The sequence below is a fragment of the Paraburkholderia phenoliruptrix genome (genome assembly GCF_019511605.1).
GTDB lineage: Bacteria > Pseudomonadota > Gammaproteobacteria > Burkholderiales > Burkholderiaceae > Paraburkholderia > Paraburkholderia phenoliruptrix_A.
The window spans coordinates 61,291-81,353 of the sequence record NZ_JAEUAV010000013.1 but is presented as its reverse complement, the minus strand read 5'-3'; the positions used below and the strand labels follow the sequence as shown (position 1 = coordinate 81,353).

Below are 20,063 nucleotides of genomic sequence, written 5' to 3'. Positions count from 1 at the left end.
GCATGCATACCCCAACCCGTGAGCCGAACACGCTGAGTTCGCGGCTCGAGATCGAGCCAGGCTATCAGTCCGGCTTTGCCAACGAATTCGCGACCGAGGCGCTGCCTGGCGCGCTGCCTGAAGGGCGCAACTCGCCGCAGCGCGTTGCCTATGGTTTGTACGCCGAACAGTTGTCGGGCACCGCGTTCACCGCGCCGCGCGGCCATAACCGGCGTTCGTGGCTGTACCGCATCCGTCCGGCAGCCGTGCACAAGCCGTTCACGCGCCTACCTTCGGAGCGCATCGTCGCCAATTTCGCCGATGTACCGCCAACCCCGCCTGACCAGTTGCGCTGGGACCCGTTGCCCATGCCGACCGAGCCGACCGATTTCGTCGACGGCTGGGTGACGATGGCGGGCAACGGCGCGGCCGAATCGATGAGCGGCTGCGCAATTCACGTGTACGCCGCGAATCGCTCGATGAGCGGGCGCTTCTTCTACAACGCGGACGGCGAGCTGCTGATCGTGCCGCAGCAAGGGCGGCTCGAGATCGCCACGGAGCTGGGCCGGCTCGACGTTCAACCGTTCGAGATCGCAGTGATTCCGCGCGGCGTGCGCTTTGCGGTGAACCTGCCGGACGGCGAAGCGCGCGGTTACATCTGCGAAAACTTCGGGGCGTTGCTGCGCTTGCCGGACCTGGGCCCGATCGGCTCGAACGGTCTTGCCAATCCGCGCGACTTCCTCACGCCGCATGCCGCCTACGAGGACCGCGAAGGCAATTTCGAGCTGGTCGCGAAGATGAACGGCAATCTGTGGCGCGCGGACATTGGCCACTCGCCGCTCGACGTGGTGGCGTGGCACGGCAACTACGCGCCGTACAAATACGACCTGCGGCGCTTCAACACAATCGGCTCGATCAGCTTCGACCATCCCGATCCGTCGATCTTTCTCGTGCTGCAATCGCAAAGCGACACGCCGGGCGTCGACTCAATCGACTTCGTGATTTTTCCGCCTCGCTGGCTCGCCGCCGAAGATACGTTCCGCCCGCCGTGGTTCCATCGCAATGTGGCGAGCGAGTTCATGGGGCTCGTGCATGGCGTGTACGACGCGAAGGCCGAGGGCTTCATGCCGGGCGGCGCGAGCCTGCACAACTGCATGTCCGGCCACGGCCCCGACGCCGAGACCTTCGAGAAAGCGTCGCGCAGCGATACGTCGAAGCCCAACAAGGTGGGCGACACCATGGCCTTCATGTTCGAAGCGCGCACGCTGATCAAGCCGACGCGCTTTGCGCTCGAAACCGCGCAACTTCAGGCGCATTACTACGAGTGCTGGCAGGGTCTCAAGAAACACTTCAATCCGGAGCAACGATGAGCGCAGTGAGCAGTCTTCAGGCAACGCTTGATCCGTTACGCAAGAGCTGGGTCGAGTCGGCCAACCAGCCGGGTCACGACTTCCCGATTCAGAACCTGCCGTTTGGCATCTTCAGCGATACCGGCAACGCCGCGCGCCGCGCGGGCGTGGCGATAGGCGATGAAATCGTCGATCTGGCCGCATTGCAGGCGGCAGGGCTGCTGAAGGTGCCGTCGGGCGCCGACGTGTTTGCGCGCGATAGCCTGAACGACTTCATCTCACGTGGCCGCGACGTGTGGCGCAGCGTGCGCATCCAGTTGAGCGACCTGCTTGCGCGGGACACGGCCACGCTGCGCGACGCCGCCGCGCTGCGCGCCAAAGTGCTGGTGCGTGCGGCGCATGCGCGGCTTCATCTGCCGGTGCAGATTCCCGGCTACACCGACTTTTACTCGTCGAAAGAACACGCGACGAACGTCGGCTGCATGTTTCGCGACGCAAAGAACGCACTACTGCCGAACTGGTCCGAGATGCCGATTGGTTACAACGGACGCGCGTCGTCGGTCGTGGTGAGCGGCACGCCGGTGCGCCGGCCCAATGGCCAGCTCAAGTTGCCGGATCAGGAACGGCCGGTGTTCGGCGCGTGCCGCAAGCTCGACATCGAACTGGAGACGGGCTTTGTGATAGGCAGCGGCAACGCGTTGGGCGAGCCGATTGCATGTGCGGACGCCGAAGCACACATCTTCGGCATGGTGCTGCTGAACGACTGGAGCGCGCGCGACATCCAGCAATGGGAATACGTGCCGCTCGGCCCGTTCAATGCCAAATCGTTCGCGACCACCATCTCGCCGTGGATCGTCACGCTCGACGCACTCGAGCCGTTTCGCGTCGCGCAGCCGGTGCAGGAGCCGCAGCCGCTGGCCTACCTGCGGCATGACGGTCAGCATGCGTTCGACATCAACCTGGAAGTGAAACTGCGTCCGCAAGGCGCCAGCCAGGCCACAACCATCACGCGGACCAACTTCAGGCATATGTACTGGACGATGGCGCAGCAGCTCGCCCATCACACCGTGTCGGGCTGCAACACGCGAGTGGGCGACCTGATGGGCTCGGGCACGATTAGCGGTCCGACCGAAGATTCATACGGCAGCCTGCTGGAACTGACGTGGAACGGCAAAAAGCCGCTCGAGCTGAAAGAGGGCGGCACCCGCAGCTTCATTGAAGACGGCGATGAATTGACGCTTGCCGGTTGGTGCCAGGGCGACGGTTATCGCGTGGGGTTCGGCGCCTGTGTCGGCGAGATTCTCGCGGCGCACGAGTGATGCCAAGGCGCGCCGGCTGCAGCACGAGGCCGGCAGGCGCGCGCGAGGCACCCTTGAACCTTTGCACCTATGCACCTTTGCACCGCGCTTACCCCGCCACGGCCATGCGCTGCGCGCGCCGGTCGATGGACACCGACCACAGCGTCAGCGCGAGCGCGCCAATGGATGTCGCCACCCCGACCCACGGCAGCATGGTCAACGGCGCACCCGCGTCGATCGCCATGCCGCCCAGCCACGCGCCCATTGCATTGCCGAGGTTGAACGCACCCTGGTTTAACGTCGACGCAAGATTCGGCGCGTGGCTCGCGCGGTCGACAATCAGCATTTGCAGCGGCGGCACGATGGCGAACGCCAGAACGCCCCACGCGAAGATAGTGACCATCGCCGGGATTTCGGCGTGCATGGTACCCGCAAAAATCGTCAGGATCACGACGATGGCGAACAGAAATGCCACCAGCGAAGGCATGAGCCGCCAGTCGGCGAGCTTGCCGCCGAGCGTGCTGCCAACGGTCAGACCAAGGCCGAACAGCAGCAGCACCAGCGTGACCGCGTGCGGCGTAAAGCCGGTCACGTCTTCGAGAATCGGCGTGATGTAGGTGAACGTCGAGAACAGGCTGGCCGACGCCAGCACGCTGATGCCGAGCACCATCAGCACTTGCGGATTCTTCAGCACGCTGAACTCGCGCACGAGGCTCGCTTTCTGCATCTCGATCTTCGCGGGCAGGCACACCGCCAGCGCGGCGGCCGCGGCAATGCCGATGCCGGTCACGGCCCAGAACGTCGCCCGCCAGCCGGCGGCCTGGCCGAGCGCGGTGCCAAGCGGCACACCCAGCACGTTGGCTAGCGTGAGGCCCGTGAACATCAGCGCGATGGCTTGCGCGCGGCGGTTCGGCGCGACGAGCCCGGCGGCCACCACCGAGCCGATCCCGAAAAACGCGCCATGGCAAAAGGCGGTGACGATGCGCGCGGCCATGAGCACCGCATAGCCCGGCGCGAGCGCACACAGCAGATTGCCGACGATGAATACCCCGATCAGGCTCATCAACGCTTTCTTGCGCGGCATGTTGGCGACCGCAATCGCCACGATCGGCGCGCCGATCGTCACGCCCAGCGCATAGGCCGAGACCAGCATGCCTGCCGCCGGAATGGAGACCGACAGGTCGCGCGCGACATTGGGCAAGAGCCCCATGATGACGAATTCAGTGGTGCCGATGCCAAAGGCGGCAACGGCGAGTGCAAGCAGGGGCAAAGGCATGTCGGTGGGCTGCTGGTGGGCGGTGAGTCGGCGCGGCGCAGGCGCCGCGCGGCCGGCGCGCGTCTTCGGAACGAGAGCGCATGCGCCAAATCAGGCAAATAAGTCAGGGATTCTACCTAAGTCAAAACGATAGTGCTGAGCGGTCGGCCGCCGCGTCCGGCGCCGGGCCTAATCCCACCGCCCAATCCGGACGCTGGCTAGCCCCGGCCGTCTTGCGGACCCAGTGCTTTCCCTTGCCGCTCCGCGCTCCGTGCAAAACGCTCGGCGCCCGCAAAGCCTTCCTCTAATACCGCCTGATAGCCGCCCGCGCCCTCCCGCCGCAGGGCCTCCGCGAGATTTTCCAGCGGGCTGTTTTCCAACGCCGAGCGGCGGTCGGCCAGCAGCGCCGCCTGCGGAAACGCGGCCAGTTCAGCCGCGAGTCGCTCCGCCGACGCGCGCGCCTCGCCGGTGCGGACCACGCGATTGGCCAGCCCGAAGTCGAGTGCCTCCTGCGCGCTCACCGCGCGTCCGGTGAGAATCAGGTCGAGTGCGCGCGACAGGCCGATCAGGCGAGGCAAGCGGATCGTGCCGCCGTCGATCAACGGAATGCCCACGCGGCGGCAGAACACGCCGAGCACCGCGTCCTCCTCGACGACTCGCAGGTCGCACATGGCCGCCAGTTCCAGCCCGCCCGCGACTGCATAGCCCGTGATTGCGGCGATGACCGGCTTCGTGAAATGCATGCGCGTGGGTCCCATCGGCCCTGAGCCGCTGCCGTCCGCGCTGATCTGGTTGCGGCGCGCTTCGTCGGCGAGCGCGCTCAAGTCGGCGCCCGCGCAAAAGGTGCCGCCCGCGCCGAACAGCACGGCCGCGCGCCACGCCGGCTCGGCCTCGAAGCACTGGAAGGCCGCGGTCAACGCATCGGCGACGTGGCGGTCTACTGCATTACGGCGCTCCGGACGCTCAAGCACGATAGTTGCTACGCCGTTATCGTGATTAGCCTCGATGCGCACATGCTGATTGAAATTTCGCGTGTCGGTCATCGTTGTGTCCTTGAAGGTCCGCGCCCGCCCGTTTCGCTCGTTTGAACGGGCGCCTTGCAGCGCTCATGCAGAGCAGTTAATACCGTGGCTTGTCATGCTTCTTTCACAATCGACTCGTAGCGTTAGCGCTCTCTTAACGCGCTGGCGCACTGCTGCCAGCTTATCGAGCCTGCCTTTGCCTTTGTCCAATTTATCGTCCGCGGATGCGCGGGCCTGCGTCGAAACAGTCTGGATCGTGCCGCTCGATCGGCATTCATGGTACGACCATGTGCGGCTGAAACGCGTCTTCGTCGCGGACGGCACGCGCCATCAGGTCGTGCTAGTCGACGTGCGCAAGCTGCTCGCGTGCGCCGATCGCGACAACACCGATTATGTGCTGAAGCCCGTTGCCGAATGGCATGCGGGAAAAGTGCGCGGCATTCGCGAGTTCCTCGCTCCCGACAATCCGCGTATTCCGCAAATGCCGTATGTAACTATCACGACGCGCCGTGCGCCCGGCTTGCTGGGCTGGCTGGGCCTGCAACGCGAGGGCGTGGTGGCGTTTCGTAATGGCCAGCATCGCGCGCGCTATCTCGCTGAGGCGGGGGCGCGCTGGTTTCCCGTCGAAGTGCATGAGCGCGAGTCGGCGTTGCTGCGTGAGTTGTGCGGGGCAGCGGACGACGCCCGCACGGCGATCCGTTGCGTTACGTCCGGTGGGGGCGGCGGGTAGGTGCTCCGCTTGGCGGCGAGCCAGGTCCGCCGGGTCAGTCGCGTTCGCGCGGTTCGCCGCAAAGGCGGATCTAACTGTTGGCGCGCACCGCATTGCGCGGCGTGCCGGCCTGCCACGCCGCGACGTTCGCGAGTGTGGTCTGCGCGATCTCGTTCATCGCCTCCCGAGTAAAAAAAGCCTGGTGCGCGGTCACGATCACATTCGGGAACATCAGCAAGCGGGCGAGCACGTCGTCTTGCAGCGGTAGATTCGAATGGTCCTCGAAGAACAAGCCGCCTTCTTCCTCGTAGACATCCAACCCCAGGTGACCGAGCTGGCCATCCTTCAGCGCACCGACAAGCGCGTTGCTCTCGACCAGGCCGCCGCGCCCGGTGTTGATCAGCATCGCACCGCGCTTCATTCTGGCGAGCGCCGCCGCGTCGATCAGATGGTACGTGGCCGGCACCAGCGGACAATGCAGGCTGACAATGTCCGATTCAGCAAGCAGCGTGTTCAGCGCGACGTAGCGCGCGCCGAGCGCGAGCAGATCGTCGGCGGGCGGGCCTGGATCGTGCGCAAGCACGCGCATGCCGAAGCCCGCCATGATGCGTGCGAACACGCGGCCAATCATCCCGGTGCCGACTACGCCGACCGTCTTGCCGTGCAGATCGAAACCGAGCAGCCCGTGCAGCGAGAAATCGCCTTCACGGGTTCGCGCGACGGCGCGCGGAATGCGCCGGTTCAACGCAAGAATGAGGCCGACGGCATGCTCGGCAACCGCGTGCGGCGAATACGCCGGTACGCGAGCGACGGCGATACCAAGGCGCTCGGCCGCCGCGAGGTCGACGTGATTGAAGCCCGCGGAGCGCAACGCGATCATGCGCGTGCCGCCTGCGTGCAGCCTTTCCAGCACCGCAGCGTCGACGCGGTCGTTGACGAACGGGCACACCACGTCATAGCCGTGCGCGAGAACGGCTGTTTCGCTATCCAGATGCGATTCCTGGAAATGCAGTTCATAGCGATGCGCGGCATTCGCTTCAGCGAAAGTTTCGACATCGTATTGACGGCTGCTGAACAGAATCATGCGCATTGCTTACTCCAGAAAATCGCGCGCGGCCGCGCGGTCATTTCGCGCTTAATGCAACCTGCGCCTAGCGCTTGGTGTGAACGAGTATAACCAGCTTACTGCAATCCCAATCTGATAAAGCGCATAAGGCTGCGTTTTGCATAGGTCCACCTTTTGCGAAGTTCAAGGATAACCCCCGAGAAAAATAGCATTGACAGGTGTCCTGAACTTTCATAATTTAAAAAAGCTCGTGAGCTGAATGTCAGCGCTTTGGCACTTGCGGTTCGGGGTTGCTTCGGTTTGCTGTTTCCGCCCGCAGCGCTGCTCATAATTGGAATCGCTAATTACAGCGACTGAATGCCGCTTGAGCGTTTTTCTAACTCCCCGTGGAACATGACGCTAATGATTTTCAGTCGGGCGGTTTAGCCAGATAGCTATCGAACGAAGAGTACGCATCATTTGACTGCGCAATCTATTTGCGCAGATCGCAAACGAACGCGTGAATCAGTCATCCCACTATGAGCGGAATTGCCGAAGAATCGACCGCAGATCGCGCTATTCACGAGCCTTGTAATCGGAATTCGTTCGTTTTGTCTCCGCGTGCGTCATGCAGCCTGTCTGGCGGATATCGACTTATTGGCCTTCATGCAGACGTTGACCAATGGCTCGCAATACTTCGCTCATATCCGCCAGGCGTCACGCTCACTCCCGCGCCTTCACCCCCTTTTACTCACGTTGGGACCGGTCATGGCCGCTCCCGCCGCCCATTCACGTCGAACGGTCCGCTTTGCCGCACGCGGCCGCAGCGCCATGCAATCAGCAAGACCAACTACCGAGCGAGGGCATGATGGACTGGCTACATCACGTTTTTCAGAAATCACCGGAGATGGCGCTGTTTTTATCGTTGGCAGCGGGGTACTTCATCGGCCAGATCAACTTCGGCAAGTTCCAGCTGGGCGGCGTGGGCGGGTCGCTGCTGGCGGCCGTGGTCATCAGTCAGGCCGGTGTGACGATCGACAACGGTGTGAAAAGCGTCATGTTCGCCGTCTTCATCTACGCGGTCGGTTACGACTCCGGACCGGGCTTTTTCAATTCGCTGAACCGCAAAACGTTACGTGAGATTGCGATGGCGGTGTTCCTCGCCGTCACCGCGTTGATCACGGTGGTGGTGTGCGCGAAGCTGTTCCATCTGAACAAGGGACTCGCGGCCGGCCTTGCGGGCGGCGCGCTCACGCAGTCCGCGATTATCGGCACCGCGGGCGACGCAATTGCACGCCTGGGCCTGCCCGCCGAGGAGGTGAAGGCGCTGCAGTCGGACGTGGCGATCGCCTATGCGGTGACATACGTATTCGGCTCGCTCGGCGCGATTATCGTGTGCGTCAATATCCTGCCCAAATTCATGGGGCAGAGCTTGCGCGATGCCTCCATCGAGGCGGAGCGCGAACTCACGTCGGGCGGATCGTCACGCGGGCCGGGACAGGTTCTCGCGCTGCCGGAACTGATCGGGCGCGCATACCGGATCGACGTCAGCGCAGGCAAGTCGGTCAAGCAGGTGGAGACGCTGCACCGCGACCTCCTGACCATCGAACGCGTCAAGCGCGGCGGCCACGTGCTCGACCCGGCGCCGGATCTGATACTCGAGCCCGACGACGTGGTGCTGGTGGTGGGCCGCCGCGAAGCCGTGGTCGAGTTCGGCTCGAACGGCAGCGAGGTCGCCGACATCGGCGACGTGGGCGTGGTCATGCAAACGCGCGAGGCGGTGTTCACGCGCAAGGGCATGAATCACACGACGATTGCCGCCGCGCGCGAGATCGTGGATCGCGACATGCGCCACGGCGTGTACATCCAGAACGTGTCGCGCGCCGGCCAGCCGTTGCCGCTGCTACCCGAGACGAAGCTTGAACACGGTGACGTGATCACCTTCTACGGATCGCCGAAAGACACTCAACGCGCCGTGCAGGCCGCCGGCTACGAACTGCCGTACACCAACAAGACCGACTTCATCTACATGGGCGTGGGCTTGGTGCTGGGCTTGCTGGTTGGCCTGATCGTCGTCGATGTCGGCGGCATTCCGCTCACGCTCGGCTCAGGCGGCGGCTGCCTGCTCGCGGGCCTGCTGTTCGGCTGGATGCGCGGCAAGCATCCCATGTACGGCGTGATGCCCACGGCGGCGTCGCAGTTGCTGAAGGACTTCGGACTCGCGGCTTTCGTTGCCGTGGTCGGCCTGAATTCCGGCTTGCAGGCGGTGGTCACCGTCAAGCAGAGCGGCATGACGATCTTCCTGCTCGGTGTGTTCGTCACGCTGTTTCCGCTCATCCTCACCATGCTGTTCGGCCGCTATGTGCTTCGCTACAACAACGCGGCCATCCTCGCGGGCGCGCTGACGGGCTCGCGCAGCGCCAATCCGGCATTCGGCGGCGTGCTCGACAAGGCGGAGAGCGCAGTGCCTACCGTGCCGTTCGCCATCACGTATGCGATTGCAAACGTCGCATTGACCCTGCTCGGGCCGCTGGTGGTCGGGCTTGTCTAGCAGCGCGCTTTATCGGTCTCTTCTTGCGCTGGCCGCAGCCTCACGCAGGCAGCGCGCGGCGGCGCTTTCATCTGGCTCACTGGAGAACGCATCATGGCAAAGGAAAAGGGCGACAGCAAACGCGGCGATATGGCGCAAGCGGGTTTTGAGGCACTCAGTCCGTTCGAGCTTAAGGACGAGCTCATCAAGGCCGCGGGCGGCGGCGTTGTCGAGCGTCCGGCCAACGTTGCAATGCTCAACGCGGGGCGCGGCAATCCGAACTTCCTCGCGACCATTCCGCGTCATGGCTTCTGGCAACTCGGGCTCTTTGCGATGCGCGAGTCGGAGCGCTCGTTCGCCTACATGCCGGAAGGCGTCGGCGGATTTCCAAGGCGCGACGGGCTCGAGGAACGCTTCGACCTGTTCCTGCGCGAGAACAAGGGCGTGCCTGGTATCGACTTCCTGCGCGGGGCGGTGTCGTATGTGCGCGACCAGTTGGGACTGTCCGCCGGCGACTTCCTGTATGAAATGTGCGAAGGGATTCTGGCCTCGAACTACCCGGTGCCCGACCGGATGCTCAAGTTATCCGAAATAATTGTCGGCCAGTACTTGCGGCGCGAGATGATCGGCGCGCATCCGTTCGTCGGCGAGTTCGACGTGTTCGCCGTCGAAGGCGGCACGGCGGCCATGACGTACATCTTCAACACGATGCGGGAGAATCACCTCATCAAGGCGGGCGACACGATTGCGCTCGGCATGCCTATCTTCACGCCGTACATCGAAATTCCTCGTCTGAACGACTACCAGTTGAATGTGGTGAATCTCGAGGCGGACGTCGCGAACGGCTGGCAATATTCGAAGGGCGAGCTCGACAAGCTGCGCGATCCGAAAGTGAAAGCGTTCTTCCTCGTCAATCCGAGCAATCCGCCTTCGGTGAAGATAGACGACGAAAGCCTGCGCTACATTGCCGACATCGTGAAGGAACGGCCCGAGCTGATTCTCCTGACCGACGACGTATATGGCACGTTCGCCGACGGTTTCGTTTCGCTGTTCGCGCTCGCGCCGAAGAATACGATCCTCGTGTATTCGTATTCAAAGTACTTCGGCGCGACCGGTTGGCGCCTCGGCACCATCGCGACGCATCGCGACAATGTGCTCGACAGGCTGATCGCCGAGTTGCCGAAGGACGTGAAGAAGCAGTTGCACGAACGCTACGAGTCGATTACCACCGAGCCCGAAAAGCTCAAGTTCATCGACCGTCTGGTGGCCGACAGCCGGACCGTCGCGCTCAATCACACGGCGGGGCTGTCCACGCCGCAACAAGTGCAGATGGTGCTGTTTTCGCTGTTCTCGCTGATGGACACGCCCGACGCCTACAAGAACGCGCTCAAGCGCCTGATCCGCAAGCGCAAGCAGGCACTCTACGAAGAAGTCGGCATTTCGTTCGCCGACGACGACCCGAACCAGGTGGATTACTACACGATTCTCGACGTCGAGTTCCTTGGCGAGCGCGCGTACGGGCGCGAGTTCGTCGACTGGCTGCTGAAGAACACCGAGCCCTCGGAGCTGCTATTTCGGCTTGCGCGGGAGGCGCGCGTCGTACTGTTGCCCGGACGCGGCTTCGGCACGCAGCATCCGTCGGGGCGTGTGTCGCTTGCCAACCTCAACGAGTCGGATTATCGGCAGATCGGTCGGTCCATGCGTCGGCTGATCGAGGAATACGTGGAGCGCTTCAATGCGGCAACCGGCAAGAAACTCGACAAGAATGCGGTGAAATGACGGCGGCGAACGGTGCCGCGATGGCCTCGCCGCGGCACCCTTGCGTGAGGCAGGATCAAAAAACTTGCGCAATCGCGCGGATCGGTGAATGATCGAACGACGGCCTCGCCAGCGTGACTGCTCGCGAGGCCGTTGGCTCCTGTGCGTTTATCTTGCGTTTTCCTTCAAGTACCGATCATGCCGACTTCATCATCCAAGCTTACGTCCGCTGTTGTGCCCTGTCCGGCTGTCGAATCGCTCGACGCCATTCTTCCCGAAGAGCCGTTGCTGATGATGGGCGCCGGCCCCGTGCCGATTCCGGCCGCCGTCGCCAAGGCCAATACGATCGTGATCAATCACCTGGGCGCGACCATGGTGAAGGTGATCAGCCAGGTGAAGACGATGGCGCGCTACGTGTTCCAGACGCATTCGAAGTGGGTGCTGGGCGTCGCCGGACCGGGCTCGGCCGCGATGGAAATGGCGATCTCCAACCTCGCGTGGGAAGGCACGCGCATGCTCAGCATCAAGAACGGCTTTTTCAGCGGACGGATGGCCGAGATGGGCCGCCGCGTCGGCGCGCGCGTGAGTACGCTGGAGGTGGCGGACAGGTCGGTGGCGAGTCTCGACGAGATTGCCGAGGCGATTCGCCGCGAGCGTCCGGAGATCGTCACCGTCGTGCAGGGCGAGACGTCGAACACGGTGTGGAATTATCAACTGAAGGACATTGCTGCGTTGGCGAAGGCGGCGGGCGCGCTGGTGATAGTCGACGCTGTGTGCACTTTGAGCACCATGCCGCTCGCCATGGACGCATGGGGTATCGATGCAGTGATCACCGGTGGACAGAAGGGCTTGTCGTCGATTCCCGGCGTGTCGCTCATTGCGTTTTCCGACGCGGCCTGGGAACGCGTAAAAGGGCGCACGGCGCCGAACGCGCACTGGTGTCTGGATGCGTCGCTCGCGGAGAACTTCTGGCACAACGCGGGGTATCACTACACCGCGCCGGTTTCGGGCGTGCTCGCGTTGCACGAGGCGTTGCGGCTTGTATGCGCGGAAACGCTCGAAAAGCGTTTTGCGCGGCACCAGAAGTGTTCAGTGGCGTTGCAGGACGGCGTGACGGCACTCGGCTTGCAGTTGTATGCGCCGAAGGAGTGCCGGTTGAATTCGGTGGTGGGAATCGAGGTGCCCGCGGGTCTGAGTCCGGGCGATGTGTGCGCGCACATTTCGCGGCAACATCAGGTGGAAATCTCGGGTTCGTTCGGCTTGCCGATTGTACGGATTGGACAGATGGGCGAGCAGTGCCGCGAGCACAACCTGTTTCGCACCGTGCACGCGTTGGGACGGACCATGGTGGACCTGGGCGTCAAGGTGGATTTGCCCGCCGGCGTCGCGGCGCTGGAAAGGGCGTTGTCCGAAGGAAAATAGCCCTGTGCCGGACGGCCGACCGGCCGCGCATCGCGGATGCGTTGCGCGGCTGCAGACCCGCGGGTCTTTTCACCGCTCGTTCGCGGCGGCAGGCGCCGGATGGTTCCGACGCCCGCATGCGCTGCAACCGATACCTGCGTTCAGGCGCGTTGCAGATGCGCGTTCAGCATCTCGAGCCGCGTCTGGTCGTGCGTCATGCCGCTGCCTCGTACTCGGCAGCGCAGTCGCTGTCGAAGTCGACGCTAATGCCTGTTTCGTCCGAATAGCCGAGTCTGATTCGCGACGGCAACTCATGGCTTGCAACGCGCTCGAGCAATTCGCGTGAAAGCACCGGAAGGATCTGCTGATCGAGCAGGCTGTCGATATTGCGCGCGCCCGAGTCGGGCAACAGGCACGCACGCACGAGTTCCGCAATGAGCGCATCGTCGCAGACAAGCGGTACGGCAAAGCGCTTTTCGATGCGACGTGCGACCTTGTCGAGTTTCATCTGCACGATTTGCGCGAGCGCTTCAGCCGTGAGAGGCCGGTACACGACGGTCTGAAAACGCGCGAGCAATGCCGGCTGAAAATGTTCGACCAGTAGCGGGCGAATGGCCTTCATGAGCATGGCGCTGGTCGGTTCGGCATGGTGTGCCGGTGCCTCGTTTGTGTCTGCTGTCGCATCTTCGTTCGCAGTTTCCGATGCGGCCTCGACGGCGGCCATGATCTGCTCGCTGCCCAGGTTCGACGTCATCACGATGACGGTGTTGCGAAAGTCGATTACGCGCCCTTCGCCGTCGCGCATGAACCCGCGGTCGAACACCTGATAAAACAGATTCAGGACGTCGCGATGGGCCTTTTCCACCTCGTCGAGCAGCACCACGCTATAGGGCCGTTGACGCACCGCCTCCGTCAGCACGCCGCCCCGGCCATAGCCGACGTAACCGGGCGGCGAACCCTTCAGTTGCGAGACCGTGTGCGCTTCCTGATACTCGGAGAGGTTGATCGTAATCAGCGCGCGTTCACCGCCGAACATCAGGTCGGCCAAAGCCCGTGCCGTTTCTGTCTTGCCTACGCCCGAAGGGCCGACGAGCAGAAATACGCCGAGCGGCGCTTCGTCGGACTTCAAGCCGGCCTTGGCGGCACGCAGCGTTTTGCCCAATGCGGCGAGCGCGTCCTGCTGGCCGACGACGCTGCCCGCGAGCCGCGTCTCCAGTTCCAGCAGCGTGGTGAGTTCGTCTTCGAGCAGGCTGCCGACCGGCACGCCGGTCCAGTCGGCAATGACGCGTGCTATCACGGCCTCGTCGACCTCGGCATGAATCAGCGCGCCGTTCGCGTCGCGGGCGAGGCGCGCATGCGCCGCCCGGATAGCCGGCTCCAGGTCGTGTCGCGCCGAGTCGTCGGGCGCGTCGCGCCATTTTGTGCGCAACTCCGTGAGCGACGTGATGGCAGCCTTCTGTCCGGCGTAGTCCGCGTCCAGCTCCTCGACCTCATGAGCGAGGGCAGAGAGGCGTGCGTCGATGCCGCGAAGCCGCTCGCTCATATCCACGGATGTCGCGCCCTGGTCCGCGACCAGCGCCTCGCGCTCCACGCGCAGCGCGGCCAGTTCCGCATGACGCGCGGCAATTGCGACCGGCGTCGCGTCCATGCTCATACGCACGCGGGCTGCCGCGGTGTCGATCAGGTCGACAGCCTTGTCGGGCAGTTGCCGCCCGCTCAGATAGCGGCGCGACAGACGCACAGCCGCGCTGACGGCGGCCTCCGTGATATGCACGCCGTGGTGGCGCGCGTAGCGGTCCTTCAGGCCGCGTAGCATCAGGCATGCGTTCTCGTCGTCGGGTTCGTCGACCTTCACCGTCTGGAAACGGCGTTCGAGCGCTGCGTCGCGCTCGAAGTACTGCTTGTATTCGGACCAGGTGGTCGCGGCAATCGTGCGCAGCTCTCCGCGTGCGAGCGCCGGCTTCAGCAGATTGGCCGCGTCGCCGCTGCCCGCCGAGTTGCCGGCGCCGATCAACGTATGCGCTTCGTCGATGAACAGCAATATCGGCGTCGGCGATTGCTGTACCGCCGCGATCACGTTCTTCAGACGCTGCTCGAACTCGCCTTTGACGCCCGCGCCCGCTTGCAGCAGGCCGAGGTCGAGCGTGAGCAGGCGCACGTCGCGGATCGCGGCGGGCACGTCGCCCTCGGCGATTTTCAGCGCAAGGCCCTCGACGAGCGCCGTCTTGCCCACCCCGGGCTCGCCGACCAGGATCGGGTTGTTCTTGCGCCGGCGCGCGAGGATGTCGATCATTTGGCGGATCTCGACGTCGCGGCCGAACACAGGGTCGATGGCGCCTTCGCGCGCTTTCTGCGTGACGTCGATAGTGAAGCGGTCGAGCGCCTCGGACACCGGCTTGGCGAGGCCGCCCGCGCGCGCGACGGCGGGGAAGGGATCGGAGTCGGGCTCATCGGGGAGCGCGCTGTCCGCTGTGTCGTGCGCGTTCGGTACGTTGTCCGGCTCCTGTGTGCAGGGGCTGCTGGCCGGCGCTTCGACGGACGTCCAGTTGAGCTCGGGCGTGAGGCGCTCGATCTGCACGGACGACAGTGAAAGCAGCGCCCACGCGTCCGGCGCACGCAGCAATTGCGGCATGTCCGCCAGTGCCGCCAGCAGATGCGCGGAGCGGATCAGCGGTGTTTGCGCTTCGAGCGACGCCCGCAGCCAGGCCGCTTCGAGCAGTTGCCCGAGCCGGGAGGACAAGCCGGGCTTGCCGCGCAGGTCGTGTGGCAGGCGGTCGATTGCACTTAGCAGGCCGTTCCACACTCCGTCCACGTCGAGCGTGTAGCGGCGCATGATTGCGACGATGTCCCCGTCGCCCAGTTCGAGCAGCTTGATCAACCAGTGTTCGACTTCGATGTCACGATGGGCACGCGTCGCGCACAGACTCGCGGCGTCGGCGAGCGCGCGGGCGCAGTGATCGTTGAGACGGCGCAGATACGGAGAGAGGTCGCGATGAGTCATGGCGGCAAGCGGCTAGTGAGGCGGCGGATGAGAGGCGATGAAGGAACGATCGGGAAGCGATAGCGAAGCCATACGAGCGCGACGCAAGCGCGGTCGGCTGCGCCGGTAGGCGCGTGCCGCCCTGCGCTGGCCGCTCAATGGCTGCTCGATGGCTGGTCATGGGCTGATCAACGATGGTCCGATGAGGGTCCACAGGAGGTCCAACGATGGTCCAATGACGGTCCCATGACGGTCCAATGGCTGACAGGAACCGGTCCGAACCGCCGCTGAGCGGACGAACCGGCGCCCGCACAGCGCAGGACGCAGCGCGTCATCAGGAGCGTTCGTTCCAGGTGTCGGTGTGGATGATGTTGCCGTCCTTGTACGACCACGTGATCTTCTCGTAGCGCAGTTGCACGTCTTCGAGATGATTGTGCTTTTCGAACTCGGGGTTCTTGATGTCGTGCATCTTCGGGTTCACCGCCACGACCTTCACGTTGTCGAGCTTGGTGTTGAAATACTCTTTCTCTTTGCCCGCGTCGTCGATCTTGTACCACTTGATCTCGATCGACTTGAGCGTCTGACCGCTGGTGACGGCCTTGTACAGATACGGCGACGAGGCGTCCGTCTCCTTCGTGAAGGTGATCGGCAGGTGTACGCGCGTGCCGGTCAGTTTGCCGGTGTTCGAATCGGTCGGAATACTGACGCCATGCTGAAGCGCCACCACCTCGACGCTGCCTTCGCGACCCTGAACGGTGACCGAACCCTTGATGTCGGCGCCGCCATCGTCCTTGATCCACATGTATGCCGGAATTGCCATTTTCTTCTTCCTTTTACTCCAGTGAACAGGCCGTGTGGCCTTGGGGGATGGAACGGCTGTTGCCGTTCCTGCTTTCCTCGAACGTGTCCCGGCAATCCGGGACCAGTGTGATTTCGACCCGGCGGTTGGCCGCGCGGCCTGCCTCTGTCGAGTTGGGCGCTTTCGGACGCGTGTCGCCGTAGCCTTGAATGGCGAAGCGCGTCAACGCAATGCCGGATGCGTCCGCCAGCCAGTCGCGCACGGACGCTGCGCGCGCCTCCGAGAGTTTCAGATTGCTGGCCGGGGTGCCGACGGAATCGGTATGGCCCGCCACCAGTACGCGCTTGTCCGGATGCGCCTTGATCATTTCGAGAGCGCCGATCAGCACACGGTTAGAGCCGGGGCTCAGCACCGCGCTGCCGGAACGGAACAACGACATGCTGTCCAGTTCGATGGTGGGCGGCGGAACGGGCGCAGGGGGCGGCGGCTGATAGCTGGCGATCAGCGCGTTGACCGGTTGCTGCAGCGGGGCTCCGCGGTACAGGCCCAGTCCGAGCCGCGGCGGCACGCCGAGGCTCGCATAGCGTTCCAGCTCGTCGCGATCCCGCTTGACGGCTTTGAGCGCGTCGACGCGGGCGGCGTCTTCGGCGGGCGCAATCGCCCGGTAGCGAGCCATATCGGCGACCATCCGTTCCACCAGCGCCCGATTCTGCCAGGCCGATGCCGCCGCGGCCGCGCAGAAGCAGGCAGTGAGCCACACGAACGCATGCGCGAGCGCACGCGGCAGCGCGCGCCTTACGGGCTGAGGCTCGATGCCGCGAATCAACGGGTCGGGCAGCGGGTACGAGCTGAGCGTGGGCGGCTGCGGAGTTTGCGGCTGCGGAGTTTGAGACTGCGACGGGTCCGCTTGAACCGCTCTTACTGCTTGTGCGTGTGCGGCGCTCGCACGCCGTGCGCGACCGTCTGCGCTCGCGAGCGGCAAGTCGGTGATGCCGGTGACGAATTGGCCGAACAGGGAGTCAGCGGCCGGTCGCCCGCCGACTGCCGTCACGCCCAGCGCGGCCAATCGCAACGCGCCCCGTGGAGCATGGGTGAAGGCCGGCACGATAGTCTGGCTTGCCCAACGCACGATGGCGTCGAGGCGCGCGGCGCGGTGCGCGCGCAACTCACGCTCTTCCGCTATCTCGGGGCTCGCCATGTGCGTGTACTGGGCGAGTCTCCCCGCGATCAGGTCGACGAGCGCGTCTGGCTGCATTCCCTCTGCACCCGAGACGCCGAACCACGGCGCGTCTTCTTTCGCTGGTCCCGTTTCGCGCGCATAGAGCGCAACGCATAGCGGCAGCGCATAGCCTATCGCGCGGCTTGCCTCACCGATCGCCGAACACCAGCGCCTGAGCGCGGCCTGCAACGTAAGGGTGCCAGTGGCCTCGTCGATAGCCAGCAGATACGCGATGGCGTCGGGCCCCTGGCCGTCACGCCAGCGCTTGAGCGCATCGGCCAGATACATGAGCCGCGCCGGGTCATCGTTGCGTACCCAGATGACGGAGTCCGTCATGCGAACGAGCGCGGGGCCAAACAGACGGTCCAGTTCGCCGCTGTTGTCGCCCACGGCGATCACCAGCGGCGTGTTGTGTTTCAGCTCGGCGGGCAGCGAGCCCAGCGCGGTGTCCGCGGCGTCGAGCACTTGGCGGGTCGCCTCGCGACGGGCGTGCACACGCCTCGTCGCCAGCACGACGGCAACGAATGCGCAGAAAATCACGAGCGCAGCGAAGACCGCGTTCCACCCGGCGGACAGGGGCGAAGACAGCGCAAGCCAGATCAGCGCCAGCAGAGCGACCCACACGAAGAGCGTGCGGTATGGATAACCACTCGGGTAACCAGTCAAACGCGGCTCCATCAATGTGCTATCCGGGCGACGGAGGCGTTGAGCCATTGATCCAGCGCGACGTACACGACGGCGGCGACGACGCACGCGCCGACGACCCACGTCAGCGGCGTAAGCCGCTCGGTCCAGCGCGTCGAGCCGGGCGCTTTGATGACGATGGAGCTTGACGTGTCCTGAGCGCGGCCGAGCCGTTCGCTGAGCGCCTTGACGAGCGCGGCGCGGGCCTCGCGGCCAGCGAATGCGAATTTGCCGGTGAACCCCAGGTCCAGCACCGCGCAGAAGATGGCCAGCAGCGGCAGCACCGGTTGCGGCTCAGCCAGACGGCGCTCGATACGCGCAATCAGTTCATGCCCCGCGTCGTTGCTGTGGAATTCGTCGACTTGCAGCGGCAGACGCTGCCAGGCGTCACGATCGTCGCCCCGCAGATTGCTCAACGCTGTTTCGTCGAGCAGCGCGCATTGGGCGTAAGCGGCGTCTTCGATTACGCCTTGCGGATGCCCCGCGGATTGCATTTCCTCGCGCAGCCTGCGCACCTGCTGCTTGCATTTGTCGCGAAAGGCGCTGAACGACTGCGGCGCGGGATCCGTAGCCAGCAATGCGACTGTCAGCGCCGTGTCGCGCAACGCGACGGGTAACAAAGAAGGCGGCAGCGTGGCCGCGCGGCTTGTCGATGCGTACGTCATGTCGGCAGCACCGCGTAAAGTTCCAGCGACACATCGGGCATGGAGGCCGGGACGTAGAACTGGCACGCGCGCGCATCCACCATACGTTTGAACGCGGGGTGGGCACCGTCGAGCGCGAAATACTGATTTTCGATGCGCACAGGAATGGCGGCGGGAAGCCGCGACATGGTGCGCAACGGAATGCCGGAGAGCGCCGAGTTGACGATCTGCTCGACCTCGTCCGGCGCGCCGGCCTTGCACAAACGCGGCAACTGTTCGAGCAGCGCGTGCGCGGGCAGGGCAGAGCGGACCGACAGGTAGTAGTCCGCGCCTTCGACGAGCCGCTCGTCGTTGATCTTGCCGAGCCACGCCGTGTCACGAATACGTTCGAGGGCGATCGGCACGACGCGCGACGGAATCACCGTATCGAGCAGCGTTCGGATCAGCGACTCCAGTTCCGCAAAAACCGGTTCCGGCGCGCCGTGCGCATACGGCGGAATGGCTCTTAGCGTTTCGGTAGTGGAGAACGTGAGCAGCGAGCCGGCCAGTCGCGCCAGCACGCTATACAGGCGCTCGGGATGCTGATCCGGCGCCTGGCACAAGCGTGCAAGATCGGGCCACGTACTGTTCACGCTGTGCAGCAGCCAGAACAGCGAAACGTCGGCGACCGCGTAGTCGGCGATCTGGTCGGAGCGCTCGCGCCGGCGCACGGCGAGACTTGCGCTTTTCGCACTCAGGATTTCGGATAACCGGTTCATGCGGCCCGTCAACTGGCTGCTCGCGGACAGCACGAGGCACGGCGGGACGAATGCTGCGTCAATCTCGAAACGGCCTTGCGCATTGCGCACGATCCTGCCGATGGGGCACGTCACATAGCCGCCTGGCTCCTCGAAGTCGAACAGCAGCGCAAGCGCGTGACGCTCGACGCTGATCTCCTCCTTGCCCTCGCCGTTGAGATCGGCGACTTGCAGGAACTCCCGCGTGTAGCGGCGCGGACGCGCAGGCTTCTCACCAGCTTCGATGCAGTTTCCACCCTGCGGGTCGACGAGCGGCAGGGCCGCAAGCACGACGACCGCTTCCGTGTGCGCAGGCACCTCGCTTAAATCACGAGGCGACGGCAGTCGGTCGGCGGATTCGGTATCGAACAGGGTGCCGTCGGGCAGACGCAGATCCAGCGACGCCAGTTGCAGACGGTCGATCGATAACGCCTGCGTGTCGAAGGCCACCCGGTTCACTCCCCAAGGGTCGGGACTGCCGATGCGCGCCGTGCGCTCGTCGGCGTACCGCTCCCACAGCGCCTGTTGCTGGAAATGCTGGGGCGTCATGAAAATGCCCTGCGCCCACAGCGGTCTTGTAATCTTCATCGTTATGGTTGATGCCTGAAACGTCCC

14 protein-coding genes are annotated in these 20,063 nt (G+C 64.3%); 6 read left to right on the top strand and 8 right to left on the bottom strand.

Annotated features, from left to right (window positions below; genetic code table 11):
• Positions 1-2: 2 nt before the first annotated feature.
• Complete coding sequence (hmgA, locus tag JNB89_RS17655) at positions 3-1,349, top strand: homogentisate 1,2-dioxygenase (protein ID WP_220363139.1); 1,347 nt, start codon at positions 3-5, stop codon at positions 1,347-1,349.
• Complete coding sequence (fahA, locus tag JNB89_RS17650) at positions 1,346-2,647, top strand: fumarylacetoacetase (RefSeq protein WP_220363138.1); 1,302 nt, start codon at positions 1,346-1,348, stop codon at positions 2,645-2,647. Before hmgA ends, fahA begins: the two co-directional genes overlap by 4 nt.
• Before the next feature lie 88 nt (positions 2,648-2,735).
• Here the strand turns inward: fahA and JNB89_RS17645 are convergent, their stop codons facing one another.
• Together JNB89_RS17645 and JNB89_RS17640 are read right to left on the bottom strand one after the other, a co-directional pair.
• On the bottom strand, positions 2,736-3,902 hold the full coding sequence (locus JNB89_RS17645) for an MFS transporter (RefSeq protein ID WP_013338136.1): 1,167 nt from the start codon (positions 3,900-3,902) through the stop codon (positions 2,736-2,738).
• A 197-nt stretch (positions 3,903-4,099) separates the two neighbouring features.
• Entirely contained in the window at positions 4,100-4,924 is an 825-nt protein-coding gene (locus JNB89_RS17640; protein ID WP_220363137.1) for a crotonase/enoyl-CoA hydratase family protein, read from the bottom strand.
• Between the two features lie 94 nt (positions 4,925-5,018).
• Here JNB89_RS17640 and JNB89_RS17635 point away from each other — a divergent pair, with 94 nt between their 5' ends.
• Positions 5,019-5,633 carry a plasmid fertility inhibition factor family protein gene (locus tag JNB89_RS17635; RefSeq protein ID WP_220363136.1) on the top strand — a complete coding sequence of 205 codons (615 nt, stop codon included), beginning with the start codon at positions 5,019-5,021 and terminating at the stop codon, positions 5,631-5,633.
• Positions 5,634-5,703: 70 nt separating this feature from the next.
• Here JNB89_RS17635 and JNB89_RS17630 read toward each other — a convergent pair whose 3' ends face one another.
• Positions 5,704-6,702, bottom strand: a complete 999-nt coding sequence (locus tag JNB89_RS17630; protein ID WP_220363135.1) for a 2-hydroxyacid dehydrogenase — start codon at positions 6,700-6,702, stop codon at positions 5,704-5,706.
• 823 nt (positions 6,703-7,525) lie between these two features.
• On the opposite strand from JNB89_RS17630, the gene aspT reads away from it, so the two are divergent.
• The 3 genes from aspT (at position 7,526) to JNB89_RS17615 (ending at position 12,367) form a co-directional block, all read left to right on the top strand.
• Positions 7,526-9,208, top strand: a complete 1,683-nt coding sequence (gene aspT / locus JNB89_RS17625) for an aspartate-alanine antiporter (protein WP_220363183.1) — start codon at positions 7,526-7,528, stop codon at positions 9,206-9,208.
• Positions 9,209-9,301: 93 nt separating this feature from the next.
• Positions 9,302-10,966, top strand: coding sequence for a bifunctional aspartate transaminase/aspartate 4-decarboxylase (locus JNB89_RS17620; protein WP_220363134.1), 1,665 nt, complete (start codon positions 9,302-9,304; stop codon positions 10,964-10,966).
• 177 nt (positions 10,967-11,143) lie between these two features.
• Entirely contained in the window at positions 11,144-12,367 is a 1,224-nt protein-coding gene (locus tag JNB89_RS17615; protein WP_220363133.1) for a pyridoxal-phosphate-dependent aminotransferase family protein, read from the top strand.
• A gap of 193 nt (positions 12,368-12,560) precedes the next feature.
• Here the strand turns inward: JNB89_RS17615 and tssH are convergent, their stop codons facing one another.
• From tssH to tssK, 5 genes are all read right to left on the bottom strand, one after another.
• Positions 12,561-15,347: a type VI secretion system ATPase TssH gene (gene tssH / locus JNB89_RS17610; RefSeq protein ID WP_220363132.1), complete on the bottom strand. Its 2,787-nt coding sequence runs from the start codon at positions 15,345-15,347 to the stop codon at positions 12,561-12,563.
• 313 nt (positions 15,348-15,660) lie between these two features.
• Entirely contained in the window at positions 15,661-16,146 is a 486-nt protein-coding gene (locus tag JNB89_RS17605; protein WP_013338144.1) for an Hcp family type VI secretion system effector, read from the bottom strand.
• A 13-nt stretch (positions 16,147-16,159) separates the two neighbouring features.
• Positions 16,160-18,022, bottom strand: a complete 1,863-nt coding sequence (locus JNB89_RS17600) for an OmpA family protein (RefSeq protein ID WP_220363131.1) — start codon at positions 18,020-18,022, stop codon at positions 16,160-16,162.
• Positions 18,022-18,693, bottom strand: coding sequence for a DotU/TssL family secretion system protein (locus JNB89_RS17595; protein ID WP_220363130.1), 672 nt, complete (start codon positions 18,691-18,693; stop codon positions 18,022-18,024). The genes JNB89_RS17600 and JNB89_RS17595 overlap by 1 nt, the downstream gene beginning before the upstream one ends.
• Positions 18,690-20,036, bottom strand: a complete 1,347-nt coding sequence (tssK, locus tag JNB89_RS17590) for a type VI secretion system baseplate subunit TssK (RefSeq protein WP_220363129.1) — start codon at positions 20,034-20,036, stop codon at positions 18,690-18,692. Before tssK ends, JNB89_RS17595 begins: the two co-directional genes overlap by 4 nt.
• Between the last annotated feature and the right edge of the window lie 27 nt (positions 20,037-20,063).

What these genes read in the sequence shown, in the direction of transcription:
- hmgA (WP_220363139.1), top strand. Translation starts at nt 3, where the DNA reads ATGCATACCCCAACCCGTGAGCCGAACACGCTGAGTTCGCGGCTCGAG.
- fahA (WP_220363138.1), top strand. Translation starts at nt 1,346, where the DNA reads ATGAGCGCAGTGAGCAGTCTTCAGGCAACGCTTGATCCGTTACGCAAG.
- JNB89_RS17645 (WP_013338136.1), bottom strand. Translation starts at nt 3,902, where the DNA reads ATGCCTTTGCCCCTGCTTGCACTCGCCGTTGCCGCCTTTGGCATCGGC.
- JNB89_RS17640 (WP_220363137.1), bottom strand. Translation starts at nt 4,924, where the DNA reads ATGACCGACACGCGAAATTTCAATCAGCATGTGCGCATCGAGGCTAAT.
- JNB89_RS17635 (WP_220363136.1), top strand. Translation starts at nt 5,019, where the DNA reads ATGCTTCTTTCACAATCGACTCGTAGCGTTAGCGCTCTCTTAACGCGC.
- JNB89_RS17630 (WP_220363135.1), bottom strand. Translation starts at nt 6,702, where the DNA reads ATGCGCATGATTCTGTTCAGCAGCCGTCAATACGATGTCGAAACTTTC.
- aspT (WP_220363183.1), top strand. Translation starts at nt 7,526, where the DNA reads ATGGACTGGCTACATCACGTTTTTCAGAAATCACCGGAGATGGCGCTG.
- JNB89_RS17620 (WP_220363134.1), top strand. Translation starts at nt 9,302, where the DNA reads ATGGCAAAGGAAAAGGGCGACAGCAAACGCGGCGATATGGCGCAAGCG.
- JNB89_RS17615 (WP_220363133.1), top strand. Translation starts at nt 11,144, where the DNA reads ATGCCGACTTCATCATCCAAGCTTACGTCCGCTGTTGTGCCCTGTCCG.
- tssH (WP_220363132.1), bottom strand. Translation starts at nt 15,347, where the DNA reads ATGACTCATCGCGACCTCTCTCCGTATCTGCGCCGTCTCAACGATCAC.
- JNB89_RS17605 (WP_013338144.1), bottom strand. Translation starts at nt 16,146, where the DNA reads ATGGCAATTCCGGCATACATGTGGATCAAGGACGATGGCGGCGCCGAC.
- JNB89_RS17600 (WP_220363131.1), bottom strand. Translation starts at nt 18,022, where the DNA reads ATGGAGCCGCGTTTGACTGGTTACCCGAGTGGTTATCCATACCGCACG.
- JNB89_RS17595 (WP_220363130.1), bottom strand. Translation starts at nt 18,693, where the DNA reads ATGACGTACGCATCGACAAGCCGCGCGGCCACGCTGCCGCCTTCTTTG.
- tssK (WP_220363129.1), bottom strand. Translation starts at nt 20,036, where the DNA reads ATGAAGATTACAAGACCGCTGTGGGCGCAGGGCATTTTCATGACGCCC.